Raw genomic sequence first — 13,447 nt, forward strand, 5'->3', positions numbered from 1 at the left:
TGGGTGGTCGGCCACCGTTACACGCGCTTGGCTAGCGGCACGAACGGCAAATTCTCGGGCCCGGTGTAATTCGCGCTCGGCCGGATGATCTTGTTGTCGATGCGCTGCTCGATGATGTGCGCGCTCCAACCGGCCGTGCGCGCGATCACGAAAAGCGGCGTGAACATCGCCGTGGGCACGCCCATCATGTGATACGAAACCGCGCTGAACCAGTCGAGGTTGGCGAACATCTTCTTCGCGTCCCACATCACCGATTCGAGCCGCTCGGCGATTTCGAACAGCTTGGTGTTGCCCGCTTCCTTCGAGAGCTTGCGCGCGACTTCCTTGATCACCTTGTTGCGCGGGTCCGAGATCGTGTACACCGGATGGCCGAAGCCGATCACCACTTCCTTGTTCTCGACGCGACGGCGGATGTCCGCCTCGGCTTGGTCGGGCGTCTGGTAGCGCGACTGGATCTCGAACGCGACTTCGTTGGCGCCGCCGTGCTTCGGGCCGCGCAGTGCACCGATCGCGCCGGTGATCGCCGAGTAAATGTCCGAGCCCGTGCCCGCGATCACGCGGCCAGTGAACGTCGATGCGTTGAACTCATGCTCGGCGTACAGGTTCAGCGACACATGCATCGCGTCGACCCACGACTTCGACGGCTCCACGCCATGCAAGAGATGCAGGAAGTGGCCGCCGATCGACTCGTCGTCGGTCTCGACCTCGATGCGCTTGCCGTTATGCGAGTAGTGGTACCAGTACAGCAGCATCGAACCGAGCGAAGCCATCAGCTTGTCAGCGATGTCGCGCGCGCCCGGCAGATTGTGATCGTCTTTCTCCGGCAGCACGGTGCCGAGCACCGATACGCTCGTGCGCATCACGTCCATGGGATGCGCGGCGGCGGGAATCCATTCGAGCGCGGCCTTCACGTTCGCGGGCAGCCCGCGCAGGCTCTTGAGCCGGGTTTTGTAGGCAGTCAGTTCGGCCTGGGTCGGCAGCTTTTCGTGGACCAGCAGGTACGCGATTTCTTCGAATTCGCACGCGCTCGCGAGGTCGAGAATGTCGTAGCCGCGGTAGTGCAGGTCATTGCCGGTCTTGCCGACCGTGCACAGTGCGGTGTTGCCCGCCGTTACGCCGGATAGCGCGACGGATTTCTTGGCTTTGAATGCGCCTGCGTTCGGGGTGCTGTTGTCTGCTTCACTCATCGGTTGTTCTCCTGATACGGTGTGTGGCTTTTCGATCGGCTCCTGAAACGCAAAGAACGGGCCAGCACAGGCTGTCGGCGCTAAGTGCTTGAATACACGGCAAACCCGGGCGCCGCCTTCGCCTCGCACGATTTCATAAATGAAACTGTTATTTCGAATTCGAAATGGATGCGCGCATAATGGACGCACTTCTCCCTCTGCCGCTAGCCGCCCGCCTTGAGCACATCTCCGTTCGAACCATCCCCCCGCCCGCGCGTCTGGGCGCTCAGCATCAGCCGCCTGCGCGATCTTTTTTTCGACATCGCCGGCGAATACGCCGAGCGCGCCGACCTGCGCATCGTCTCACACGGTTTCGAAGATGCCGTGCGAGAGATCGAGGCCGCCGGCGCGGGCCGTCCCGATGTCGTGATTGCGGGCGGTTCGAACGGCGCGTATCTGAAAACGCGCGTCACGGTCCCGGTCGTGCGGATCAACGCGACGGGCTTCGACGTGATGCATGCGCTCGCGCGCGCACGGCGCGACGGCGCGCGCGTCGCGCTCGTCACGCACGGCGAGACGCCCGAAGAAGTGCGGCGGTTCATGGCCGCGTACGCGCTCGACGTCACGCTGGCGTCGTACCAGTCCGCGCAGGACGCGGAAAGCGTGGTGCTCGACCTGAGCGATCGCGGCGTCGACGTGGTGGTCGGCCCCGGACTCGTCACGGACCTCGCCGCCAACGCGGCAATGGGCGCGGTGTTTCTGTATTCGCGCGCGTCGGTGCGGGCCGCTTTCGACACGGCGCTCGAAGTCGCACAGGCCACGCGCCGCGAAACCGTGCGCCGTCAACGGCTCGACAATCTGCTGCAACATCTGCGCGATGGCGTCGTCGCGCTCGATGCGCAAGGGCGCGTCGAAGCGATGAACCAGCGTCTTGCCAGCGTGCTCGGTATCGACGCGGCCAATGCGGTGGGGCGCATGCTGCTCGACCTTGCACCCGATCTCGCGGGCAGCCTTCCGGACGCGGACGGCGAGAGCTTTTGCACGGTGCGCGGCGCGAGCTACGTCGTGCATCGCGGGCCGCTTGCCAGCAGCAGCGCGGCGGCGGGCACCGTGCTGACGTTTCAGGAATCGCGCGCCGTCGAGCGGCTCGATCGCACGCTGCGCGCGCGGCAGCGTGTGCAGCAGTTCGCCGCGCGTTATCGGGTCGAGGATATCGTCGGCGCATCGGCGTCGATCGAACGGGTGCGCTCGCTGGTGCGGCGCTACGCGAGGTCGGATGCCACGGTGCTGATTCTCGGCGAAAGCGGCACCGGCAAGGAGATGGTCGCGCAGAGCATGCATCAGTTGAGCGCGCGGCGCGACTTTGCGTTCGTCGCGATCAATTGCGGCGCGTTTCCCGAGGCGCTGCTGGAAAGCGAGTTGTTCGGCTATGAGGAAGGCGCGTTCACCGGCGCGCGCAAGGGCGGCAAGGCGGGGCTCATCGAAGTCGCGCATCGCGGCACGCTTTTTCTCGATGAAATCGGCGAGATGCCGCTGTCGTTGCAAAGCCGGCTGTTGCGCGTGCTGCAGGAACGCGAGGTGGTGCGGCTCGGTTCGACGGAGCCGACGCGCGTCGATATCCGGGTTGTCGCGGCGACGCATCGCGCGCTGACCGAGGGCATCGAAGCGGGCCGCTTTCGCGCCGATCTGTACTACCGGTTGAACATCCTGAGCATCGCGCTTCCCGCATTGCGCGAACGTCCCGACGATCTGTTGCCGCTCGCCGCGCAATTGCTGCGGCAGGCCGCGGCGCGCGAACCGAGGCTCGCCGCGCGCGTGCCCGACGCGGCCGCTGCAGAACGGATGCTGGCGGGACTCGGCGCGTCGTTGCGACGTTATGCATGGCCGGGCAATGTGCGTGAATTGCAGAACGTGATCGAACGGATTGCCGTTGAACTCGCTGACGCTGATAGCGACGTGGGCGCAGTGCAGAAAGGCGATACCGTCCTTACGCGTGAGATGCTGCGCGAGGTCGCGCCCGAAGTCGTCGAAGCGCATGCGCGCGCCGCAAAGCCGGCCGCGCTGACGCTGCGCGAGCGCAGCCGCAATGTGGAAGCCGATCAGATCCGCGCCGCGCTCGCCGCCCACGACGGCGATCGCGATGCAGTCTGCGAAGCACTCGGCATCAGCAAGACGACGTTGTGGCGAAAGTTGAGCGCGGGGCGTTAGGCTGTCGTGCAGGGCGAAATCGAGCGCGCAGTGCCGCGTTAGCTGGGTCGCCTGCAACGGGGCGAATGCGTTCGTTGAACCGTTCGTTGAACGTACGACACGGCTAGCTGTTCGCAATGGGGAGGCGGTCACGACACAACCCGCGCGGTCCGCCAAACTGTTCCTCCACCTCAGTAGGTCGTATCGGGTAATCCCGCGTTGACCCGATCCTATCGGCTTACTTACAGTTCGATGTTCGGATACAGAATGCTAGTTCTTTATGCGAACAAGTTTGCTGTAGACTGCACGGCGCACTGAGTTTGCCAGTTCATGTACGGTTCTGTGCGGCTGCGCGGCAGTCCATGCCCGCCAGAGCGACACGCGTGCGACGAGGGCATCGAGCAGCGCTAGTCAGGCGCGGGGCCGGCACCTCCGGCTGTGCGCGCACAGTACACCGGTCGAGCGTACCGTGCTTCATGCGTCGCATCAGGATCGGCGCATGCGCGGCAAGATTCGCTAGCTGTGCCGCCGCAAGCAGCCGTTTTTCGGCGGACGCAGGCATCGTGTACTGCTTCAAACCGCGTACGATCGTTAAAAGGAAAGGTGCGTTTCAACGCGCATTTGCAATAGGAGATCATCATGAGCCGCAGCACCGCTGTGAACGTTCAAACATTCATCAACGAGCATCCGTTTTCGCCGTTCCAGTGGCTGGTTTTTTTCATGTGCTTCGTGATCGTCCTGCTGGACGGTTTCGATACGGCCGCGATCGGCTTCATTGCACCTTCGCTGATCGGCGAATGGGGCATCTCCAAGCCGGCACTCGCACCGGTGCTGAGCGCGGCTCTGTTCGGCCTCGCGTGCGGCGCGCTCGGTTCGGGCCCGCTGTCGGATCGCCTCGGCCGACGCGTGATGCTGACCGGCTCTGTGCTGCTCTTCGGCGCGGCGTGCCTCGCGTCGGCCTTCTCGACCGGCATCGGGCAATTGACCATGCTGCGCTTCGTCACGGGTGTCGGCCTCGGCGCAGCCATGCCGAACGCCGTGACGATGATGGGCGAATACTGCCCCGACCGCCGCCGCGCGACCCTGATCAACCTGATGTTCTGCGGCTTTCCGCTCGGTGCCGCATTGGGCGGCTTTCTGGCCGCGTGGATGATTCCGCATTTCGGCTGGCGCAGCGTGCTGCTGCTCGGCGGCGTGGTTCCCCTGCTGCTGTTGATTCTGCTGCTGGCCAAAATGCCGGAGTCGGTCCGCTACATGGTCGCGAACAACAAGCCGGTCGAGCGGATTCGCGCGGCGCTTACGCGCATCTCGGGGGACGCGATACAGGCCAGCGCCTTCATGATGACCGAGAGCGCGCCGCAAACCGGCAGCAAGGGCCTGGGCGTGGTGCTGTCGCGTTCGTACATCATCGGTTCGGTGATGCTTTGGGTGGCCTACTTCATGGGCCTCGTGATCTTCTACGCGTCGATCAACTGGATGCCGATCCTGCTGAAAGACGCCGGCCTCCCGCCGCAGCGCGCAACGCTGATTTCCGCGTTGTTCCCGCTTGGCGGTGTCGGCGCGGTGCTGTGCGGCGTGCTGATGGACCGCTTCAACGCGAACCGGATCATCGCGGCCTGCTATGCGCTGACCGCGGTGAGCGTGTATTTCATCGGACAGGCGGCCGGCAACGTGGGCGCGCTGGTCTTCATCGTATTCGTCGCCGGCGTGTTGATGAACACCGCGCAATCGTCAATGCCGGCGCTTGCCGCCGCGTTCTACCCGACCGAGGGCCGTGGCACGGGCGTGGCGTGGATGCTCGGCATCGGGCGCTTTGGCGGGATTGCGGGTTCGTTCCTCGTGGCTGAGCTGACGCGCCGCCACTTCACGTTCGGCGGCATCTTCGCGACCATCGCGGTGGCGGGCTTGCTCTCGTGCGTAGCGCTCCTGATCAAGCAGGCTGCGCGGCCGCACGTCGCGGCAACCACCGCGTCCAAAGCGGAGTCGTTCGGGCATTGAGCGTCTGCGCGGGCGCTCGCTTCGGTGTCGAATTCGACGCCGCGCGGGCGCCGGCTGCCGACGGGCAAGCTGGATCGCCCATTGATTGTTCGAAGCCGCCGCAACGGGCGGCTTTTGCATTTCCGCCGTGCTTGCGTGAACAAGTACGAAAACGGCGGATAAAAAACGGCCCAAGTCACTTCCCGATAAACTACGCCGTTGTTTGCCCTGCGGAGGCCGCGATGACGCATGCCACCATCGCCGCGCCGTCGCTCATCTCAAGTCAGGATTCCGTAATGAAACGCGTAGTCGTATCCGCACTGCTGGCGGCGTGTCTCGCGCAACCGGCCGCGCAAGCCGTTGCAGGAACAGTCAGCGATCAATGCTTCGCGCTTGGCGATATCGCCGGCCAGGTCGCTTCGTGGCGCGCGCACAAAAAGACCCGGGACCAGGCTCTCGACCAGGCGGCCCGCTACTACAAGGACCCGGCCGACCGGCAAGCGGTTGATGCGATCATTCAGAAGATCTTCAGCCCTGGCACGCCGCCGATGACGCCCGATCAGGCCAGCATGGCGTTCACGTCGGAATGTCTGAAGCTCAAGCACGGGCAGGCAGCTGTCCAGTGATGCATGGTCTCGACGCGGCGCTCTCGAAAGCCCCGCCGCCTCCCACGACGTAGATGAAGCCCGCATTGACGAGCGCCAGCGTTACTCCCGCTGTAATGCGTCCCGGTGCGCGGTCACGAGATCGGCCATGCTGTTGAAGCGGAAGTCGAACTTCGGCTGCGAGCCCGGATTCATCGTCGCGCCAAATCCCTGCTTCGCATGCCGCCGATAAATCCAGCAAGACGCAAGCCCCACCTCGTTAGCGGGCTGGTGATCGTGAAAGAGGCTCTCGGCGGTGTGCAGGATGTGTTCCTTGCCAATGCCCCGCTCGCCTAGCTTTTCCAGCAGGTACTCGAAATTGCGCCGCGACGGCTTATATGAACCGACATCTTCCGCCGTGATGATCGCGTCGAATTCAACCTGCAACTTCGCGTTGCTATGGCTGAAGCTCTCGTTATCGACGTTCGACAGAATGACGAGTTTGTAGTGCTGCTGCAGGTAGTGCAGCGCCGCTGCGGAATCGTCGAATGCAGGCCAGTTGCGAATGGACTCGCCATACGCGGCACAGTCCGCGAGCGTGTACGGCACCCGCCATTCTTCGGCAAGGCGCTTGTACACGATAGCCAGCAATTCCCGATAACGCAGATGCGGCGTGTATTTCTGCTGCGACGACTCATGCCGCGCGTGCGCTTCGAGCACCTGGTCACGCGTCAGCGGTGACTCGACGCGCTGCAGCAACGGCCGCAAGCCTTCGAATATGCCGCTCTCCCAATCGATCAAGGTTCCATAGCAGTCGAACGTGAGGGTATTGAAATCGGTCAGTTGCATATGGGGTTCCTCATCGGACTAAAGCTTAGGACGATAAAGGACAATGGCGTTGTCGGGAAGATCCGCGCTGCAAGCCGAGTTGATCGAGGACGTGACGCTACCCGAGCGAGCCTGACGGCACCCCGTTAGGCAGCATTGCAAAGACGCCCTATCAGGCAATCGTCAAAGAGATTCCGCCCTCATTTATTGCGCCCCGCCGACACAAAATCCTTCACGCGCCGTGCGAGATTGCCCAGTACGCTCGCAGGCGGATTCACGCAAGCCTGTCTCTGCGGCATGCGCTGCAGATCATGCAAGTCCTCGTGAAGCGCGCGTGCATGCGCCTGCGGCGCATACGGCCATTCGATCACGACCGCTCGCAAGAGCGCGCCGCGCGGGCCTTTTTCGGCGCTGTCGATATACGCGTTGATGACCGTGGCCTCCTGCGTCGCCGATTCGTGCGAATCGGTAGCAATGAAGTCGTTCAGTCCTTCGATATGGACGCACCATAACCGTTCGCTCACGTCCCGTCTCCATTGCGGTTCTGCAATCGCCCGCTAGATGAATCGCAGTGCCTTCGCCACCGACATTTGCACTCAAGTCGCAACTCGCAGCCGCTCCCATTTCAGGTCCGAGAAACACGGGCCCTGCGTGGCTTCGCTGAATTTCACGTCGTTGTGCTCGCCGTTCCACTCCAGCACCTGGACGTGGCCGTCCGCATCGACCGTCACATCCCATCCCACACAGCGCGCAAACGGAATCTGCTTGTGCAACCCGAGCACGGTTGTCACGCACTGCGTAAAGGAGGGCACCACTACGCCGGCGAAACGGACCTTCGAATCCGGATGCTCTTGCGTCGCGCCCCAATCGCTCAGGTAGCCTTCGCGGCACAGTTCACCGCTTGCCAGACTGACCGGCACGCACACTTCGTGGACGGTACGGATGTGGGTGTCTTCTGCTCGGCCCAGCCGCAGGAAACATGCTCGAATGGAAATATGACCGGCATCGTCCACTACCGTCGTGAAACGCAAGGTGGCAACGGACTTTGAAGCAAAGGCATTGAACACAGGGTGCTGAACCACGAATTTCTGTATCACGCCGTTGCCTAGCGACTTGATCGCTTCGGGATTGAAGTTGTCTTTGTCGAAGAAGTAAACGCCGTTGCCCTGCTGGGAGCCATCCGTCTTGAACACCACCCGATCGCAATGCTCGAAGACGACGCTTTTCAGTTCGTGCTCCGGCACCACCACACGGTGGTCCGTGAAAAAAAGGCCGTTGGCGAAATAGGCCACGTCCGGAAACATGTCGCCCTCGAGGATCAGCCTCGATATCGACTTCAGACTGGATATCTTGCCGTACCAGCCTTTCATGTTCGGCACCACCACACTGCCGTAGTAATTGTCTGGAATCCAGCCTTCCTTGAACGTCCTGCTGAATGCCGCGTAGACGCGCAGCCACGGTGCGTAGACCATGTCGCCGAACACGTCGAGTGCATAGGTGTCGGCCAGTTTCAGGGTCGCCGGGTCGGCTCTGCCATATTTCTGCTCCAGCAGTTGCAGGACTTTCCTCGCCTGGGCGCGGTGCCCGCGATGGAATGTGTAGAGCGCCGCCTTCTTGACGGATCGTCTCGCTATGTTTTCAACGTCTAATAAGATCATATTTTGCCCAACCGGTAGCCGTTTGCTCTTTTAATCGGTCCCGCGCAGATATGCCGGTCGGGATGCCATCGCCGCCCCGTCACGCCGCTTGTAACCCATCCGCTCAGCATCCTGCATTCACCGCGAAGTAGTTCCTCCTATACCGTATTGATAAACGCTTCATCTAACGTCAGTAAGCGTTCGGATGATGAAGCCCCTTGAATATAGTCGCGAAAATGATTTTCACGTCCAGTCCGAACGACCAGTTTCGCAAGTAGTACAGATCGTGCGCCACCCGGCCTTCCATCTTTTCGATGCGATCGGTTTCGCCGCGAAAGCCGTTGATTTGCGCCCAGCCGGTAATGCCGGGCTTGATGCGGTATCGATGGATGTAACCGGAAACGATGTTCTGGTACAGATCGTCGTGTTCCAGCGCGTGCGGACGCGGGCCCACCACCGACATATCGCCGCGCAGCACGTTGAAGAATTGCGGCAGTTCATCGAGGCTCGTGCGCCGCAGGAACGCGCCCACTTTAGTGATGCGTGGATCACCGCGCGTCGCCTGTTCGAGCACGCCAGGCTTCTGTTCGTGTAGACGCATGGTGCGGAACTTGTAGATCTGAAACACCCGTCCGTCGGCGCCTTTACGAAACTGCTTGAAGAACACCGGGCCGCGCGAACTCAGTTTCACTGCAATCGCGCAGGCGAGCAGTATGGGCGACACTGCAATCAGCGCAACCAGCGCAAACAGGCGATCGAACAGTTCCTTCTGCACCATTGCATTGGGCGGTAAAGGCGACGCAGCCAGATTGATCGTGGGTACACCCAGTAGCTCGGTCATGCTACCTTCGAATAGCGCGAGTGCGCGCACATCGGGCATGAACCGTATATTGACCAGATCATTGCGAAACTCGTCGACCAGCCTCAGAATCGCCCGCTCTTCGGTGAGCGGCAACGCCAGCCAGACTTCGCCGATGTGCTGCTCGCGAACGTAGCGTGCGAACGCGGCATGCTCCTCAAAGACCCGCACGGACGACGTAATCTCGGCGCAACTGCCAGGGCGCACGTTATACAGCGCGTTGGCGCGAAAGCCGGCAGCGGGTGAGCTTTCCATCTTGCGAATCATCTCTTTGCAATGATCCCCGCAAGCGGCTACTGCAACCTGCTGCAAATTCAAGCCGGCATGCCGGACGCGGCCCAACAGCATGTGTGTGACCATGCGGCCGGCCATCATCGCGGCCCCTGCAATGCCTGTCCAATACACAAACCAGAGGCGCGAAACGAAGTCGATCCGGTGTAGTGAGAACATCAGTGCCATCGCGCAACCCTGCACGATCAGCCAACCAAGCGCGACCTGCCCTGCGAGCGCTCTTTTGGAGCGGCCGCGCCACGATTGATATACCCCGAGCGCCGGGAACACGGCGAGCGAAAACGCCGCAGCGAAGGCAACGAAAGCGAGGTAGAAGCTTCGCTGCGAACCGGAGTCGAAGCGGATCTGCGAGGCCGCAAAGGCGCCCGCCAGGATCATCGAGACGTCGAATAATCTCGCCACCAGACCAGTAATCAATCGCATTGCAGCCCCCTGCGAGCACGCACCCGTTGGATACAACCGATTCAGCCGCAACGGCCATATTTGTCGTCGAATCTGACGATATCGTCTTCGCCGAGATAGGTGCCGGACTGAACCTCGATGATTTGCAGCGGCACGCGGCCGGGATTCTCCAGACGATGACGTATGCCCAGCGGAATGTAAGTCGACTCGTTCTCGCCAAGAAGAAACTGTTCTTCTCCGCGCGTCACGAGCGCGGTTCCGCTAACCACGACCCAGTGCTCGGCGCGGTGATGATGCATTTGCAGCGAGAGCCGCGCGCCCGGCATCACGACAATGCGCTTGACCTGGAAACGCTCGCCGTGGTCGATCGAATCGTAAAAGCCCCAGGGGCGGCGCACCTTCCTGTGTGCGTCGGCCTCGGGCGATTTGTCCCGCTTGATGCGCGACACCAGTCCCTTGATGTCCTGCACATGCGAACGGTCGGCAACGAGCACGGCATCGTCCGTGTCGATCACGATCAGATCGTTCGTGCCCACACACGCCACGAGCCGGCCGCCTTGCGAGCGTGCGTAGGTCGCGGTGGCGCCCTCGAAGAGCACGCGCCCATTGGACGCATTACCGCATTCATCCTTTTCCATCGCCTGCCACACCGCGTCCCATGAGCCGAGATCGGACCAGCCCGCAACCAGCGGCACAACCACACCGGCGAACGGCACATTGGGCTTGCCGATTTGCTCCATCACCGCGTAGTCGATCGAGTCGGCTGGCGAGCGCAGAAATTCCGGCGCGTCCGGAACGACGCATTCATCGGTCTTCCTGGCGCCGCCGTACGCCTGGACACACGCGGCGTGGATCTGCGGCTGAAGCCGCTCGATCATCGCAAGCCAAACGGACGAACGCACCACGAACATCCCGCTGTTCCACCAGTATTGGCCCGACTCAACATATTGAGCGGCGAGTTCGGTTGCAGGCTTTTCGACGAAACGCTCGATGCGGCGCGCGCCGTCCTTTAGTTCAGTGCCGAGCCGGATATAGCCAAAACCAGTGTCCACGCGATCGGGCGGCACCCCGAGCGTAGCGATCGATCCCGATTGCGCGTAACGCGCTGCCATGTCGATGGAACGATGCAGCGCGTTCAGATCCGCAATTGCGTGGTCGGCGGGCATCACGACCAGGATCGCGTCCTGTCCATCAGCACGCGCGGCCAATGCGGCGAGGGTGAGCGCCGGTGCGGTATCGCGGCGAGCCGGCTCGACCACGATGCGCGCATTCACGCCGATTTCCCGAGCCTGTTCGTAAGTGGCGAAATAATGCTCGGCCCCGCACACGACTATTGGGTCGGCCGCGACGTCCCACGTGCTGTTAAATCCCGCCATGCGTCCCATCGTGGCCTGCAGCAACGTCTGATTGCCGATCACGTCGATCAGCTGCTTGGGAAACTGTTCACGCGACACCGGCCACAGGCGAGTGCCCGACCCGCCCGCGAGAATCACCTGCACAAGCGGGGGATAGTCCACCTGGGCGTTGCCAAAGGAATCGATGTCCGTCTCGCGAGCAACTGTCGCAGCCTTGCGCATAGAAAGCTCCTCTACTGTGAAGCGAACCCGGTATGGCGTTTGGGCGTCTACGCCAAACGCGTAGCGACATGAGTCGCACCGAGACGTGCTTATATGATTGATGACAGGACGTTCGTATCAGCTGTTATAGCCAGCCATCCGGATCGCAGCGAACGGAGATGCACGCCGCGGCCGCGCACCGCGCTCGGCCGGAGACAATCAACACCCACGTGAGCGGGTTGCGACGTCCACACGCAGTGGCAACGCCAATGTCGACCGGGGCCGACCGGCTGATGCCATGACCGCCGTTATCGATAAGTAATCATAGTCAGCCCACGCTGCAGCACAGCATTCCTGGCGCGAACAGGTGAGGTTTTGGCCGTGCTCGTCGGGCATTTTTCTTAAGCGTTTGAATGACGCCAAACCGGCAGATCGAAGCAGACGTGCAGCGTGGAAATCAATGACGACCCGTGGTACCGTTCAGCTAAGCGGTCCAATAAATCCGCCCTTGAGGCGGACGGCCATATCGCCCTTGCCTATACCGCGCCGCATTTTCATTTCTCCAATTCCGCGCCGGCTCTCGTGCGTAGACGGCTACTCCAGCACTGTGCGCCATTCGTTTTTTTACCGGAGTCGCAATGGCTTACATATCGTTACTTGCGTTATTCCTGACTGTCACGAACTTGATTCCAGTGAGTGCCGTGGGATTCATACCGATCGTCCTTTATTCATGGCGTTTTTTCGGCAGAAGTTACCCTGCGTTTATTACGCCGCTCACGCTGTTCACGCTGCTCGTGACGGTCTCGACACTGCTGTACGATCCGCACTCTTTCCTCGAATTCGAGTTCTACCGGCGCGATGGCAATTTCTTCATCTCCTATGCGCCTATCTTTGCCGGCTGCCTGTACACGCACCGCTGGGATTTGAACAAGGTGCTGCGCGCGTTCTTCGTATTCGCGGTGATCATCAACGTGCCGGTCTACGCGTACTACATTGCCCACAACGGCTTATTGGCCATCTTCGTACATGCGGAAGACAGTTTCGGCAGCTACTTCATCGCGCGCAACGCGGCCGGCGGGTTCTTTGCCATGCTGTTCTGCCTGGGCGTGGCCTGCTATCTGCAAAGGCGCAGCAGGTTGGTGCTGGCGCTGCTCGGAGTCAATGCACTGATGCTGTTTTCGACCTATAGCCGGGGCTCGTTGCTGGGGGTCGCCGTCTTGCTTCCTTATCTCTACTTTGGCCGCAAGCGTTGGATGTTGGGCACGCTGTTAGCCGCCATACTGACGGCTTCGATTTCCATGGCCATTTACAACACCGACTCGACGGTCAACTACATGGGCTACCCCTTTACCATCCAGAACCAGGATCCGAAGGCAGCGAACCTGAACATCCGCTACGAATGGCTCTGGCCGCGGGCTCTGACTTATTTCGAGCAAAGCCCGATCATCGGCCTCGGCTTCGGCTCATTCGACGACCACATCGGCAGTGTCGTTTCGTACTTCCATTTGCTCGGGGTACCGTCGGACATCGAGGTCGAACACAGCGACTCTCATGCACACAATTCCTATTTGAATATCCTCGCGGAACTCGGCGTGGTTGGACTCGGGTTGATGCTGGGGTTTTTCTGGAAGCTGATCGAATGGAGCAAACAGGGAGCGGCCGCCGCCGCGCTGATGGGCGGCGGCAAGAACTTCGCCGCATTCAGGTTCGTCGAGATTTCATCAATCTGCTTACTCACCATGGCGGCAACCGAGCATCGGCTCGTATCGCCGTCGAACGTTCTGATCCTGACTCTCGTCATCTCTCTGTTGCTCGCGGCGCGCGCAGTCAGTGCGGTAGCACGCGTACCGCAACCACGAGAGCCCGCGGGCGCTCGTCATGTCCATTAGACTTGGCCGTTGATCTGCGCTTGCAGCCGCGCTGTTAGCAAAAAGCGAAGACCGAATAACTCAAAACGAAA

At 61.4% G+C, this 13,447-nt stretch carries 10 protein-coding genes; 4 read left to right on the forward strand and 6 right to left on the reverse strand.

Annotation, left to right across the window (positions count from 1 at the left end; translation table 11 throughout):
• Window positions 1-17: 17 nt before the first annotated feature.
• Entirely contained in the window at window positions 18-1,187 is a 1,170-nt protein-coding gene (prpC, locus tag ABQJ48_RS25470; protein WP_367840727.1) for a bifunctional 2-methylcitrate synthase/citrate synthase, read from the reverse strand.
• Window positions 1,188-1,403: 216 nt separating this feature from the next.
• On the opposite strand from prpC, the gene prpR reads away from it, so the two are divergent.
• The 3 genes from prpR to ABQJ48_RS25485 all read left to right on the forward strand — a co-directional run bounded on the left by prpR (window position 1,404) and on the right by ABQJ48_RS25485 (window position 5,956).
• On the forward strand, window positions 1,404-3,374 hold the full coding sequence (gene prpR, locus ABQJ48_RS25475; protein WP_367840728.1) for a propionate catabolism operon regulatory protein PrpR: 1,971 nt from the start codon (window positions 1,404-1,406) through the stop codon (window positions 3,372-3,374).
• A gap of 618 nt (window positions 3,375-3,992) precedes the next feature.
• Complete coding sequence (locus tag ABQJ48_RS25480; RefSeq protein ID WP_367840729.1) at window positions 3,993-5,351, forward strand: MFS transporter; 1,359 nt, start codon at window positions 3,993-3,995, stop codon at window positions 5,349-5,351.
• Between the two features lie 275 nt (window positions 5,352-5,626).
• Window positions 5,627-5,956 (forward strand): hypothetical protein, encoded by a 330-nt coding sequence (locus ABQJ48_RS25485; protein WP_367840730.1) that lies wholly within the window; start codon window positions 5,627-5,629, stop codon window positions 5,954-5,956.
• An 81-nt stretch (window positions 5,957-6,037) separates the two neighbouring features.
• Here ABQJ48_RS25485 and ABQJ48_RS25490 read toward each other — a convergent pair whose 3' ends face one another.
• From ABQJ48_RS25490 to ABQJ48_RS25510, 5 genes are all read right to left on the reverse strand, one after another.
• A complete protein-coding gene (locus ABQJ48_RS25490) occupies window positions 6,038-6,763 on the reverse strand; it encodes a haloacid dehalogenase type II (protein ID WP_367840731.1) in 726 nt (241 codons plus the stop codon).
• A 179-nt stretch (window positions 6,764-6,942) separates the two neighbouring features.
• The gene (locus tag ABQJ48_RS25495) at window positions 6,943-7,266 is read right to left on the reverse strand and encodes a hypothetical protein (RefSeq protein ID WP_367840732.1); all 324 of its coding nucleotides are present in this window, start codon (window positions 7,264-7,266) and stop codon (window positions 6,943-6,945) included.
• A gap of 72 nt (window positions 7,267-7,338) precedes the next feature.
• Complete coding sequence (locus ABQJ48_RS25500) at window positions 7,339-8,400, reverse strand: sugar-transfer associated ATP-grasp domain-containing protein (RefSeq protein ID WP_367840733.1); 1,062 nt, start codon at window positions 8,398-8,400, stop codon at window positions 7,339-7,341.
• A gap of 169 nt (window positions 8,401-8,569) precedes the next feature.
• On the reverse strand, window positions 8,570-9,952 hold the full coding sequence (locus tag ABQJ48_RS25505; protein WP_367840734.1) for an undecaprenyl-phosphate glucose phosphotransferase: 1,383 nt from the start codon (window positions 9,950-9,952) through the stop codon (window positions 8,570-8,572).
• 41 nt (window positions 9,953-9,993) lie between these two features.
• Complete coding sequence (locus tag ABQJ48_RS25510) at window positions 9,994-11,508, reverse strand: mannose-1-phosphate guanylyltransferase/mannose-6-phosphate isomerase (RefSeq protein WP_367840735.1); 1,515 nt, start codon at window positions 11,506-11,508, stop codon at window positions 9,994-9,996.
• A gap of 617 nt (window positions 11,509-12,125) precedes the next feature.
• Between ABQJ48_RS25510 and ABQJ48_RS25515 the strand changes: the two genes are divergently transcribed.
• Complete coding sequence (locus ABQJ48_RS25515; protein WP_367840736.1) at window positions 12,126-13,376, forward strand: O-antigen ligase family protein; 1,251 nt, start codon at window positions 12,126-12,128, stop codon at window positions 13,374-13,376.
• Window positions 13,377-13,447: the final 71 nt, after the last annotated feature.

This window comes from Paraburkholderia suaedae (genome assembly GCF_040812055.1).
Lineage (GTDB): Bacteria > Pseudomonadota > Gammaproteobacteria > Burkholderiales > Burkholderiaceae > Paraburkholderia.

Coding starts and splice junctions, on each gene's coding strand:
- prpC (WP_367840727.1), bottom strand. CDS start 1,187: ATGAGTGAAGCAGACAACAGCACCCCGAACGCAGGCGCATTCAAAGCC.
- ABQJ48_RS25480 (WP_367840729.1), top strand. CDS start 3,993: ATGAGCCGCAGCACCGCTGTGAACGTTCAAACATTCATCAACGAGCAT.
- ABQJ48_RS25485 (WP_367840730.1), top strand. CDS start 5,627: ATGAAACGCGTAGTCGTATCCGCACTGCTGGCGGCGTGTCTCGCGCAA.
- ABQJ48_RS25490 (WP_367840731.1), bottom strand. CDS start 6,763: ATGCAACTGACCGATTTCAATACCCTCACGTTCGACTGCTATGGAACC.
- ABQJ48_RS25500 (WP_367840733.1), bottom strand. CDS start 8,400: ATGATCTTATTAGACGTTGAAAACATAGCGAGACGATCCGTCAAGAAG.
- ABQJ48_RS25505 (WP_367840734.1), bottom strand. CDS start 9,952: ATGCGATTGATTACTGGTCTGGTGGCGAGATTATTCGACGTCTCGATG.
- ABQJ48_RS25510 (WP_367840735.1), bottom strand. CDS start 11,508: ATGCGCAAGGCTGCGACAGTTGCTCGCGAGACGGACATCGATTCCTTT.
- ABQJ48_RS25515 (WP_367840736.1), top strand. CDS start 12,126: ATGGCTTACATATCGTTACTTGCGTTATTCCTGACTGTCACGAACTTG.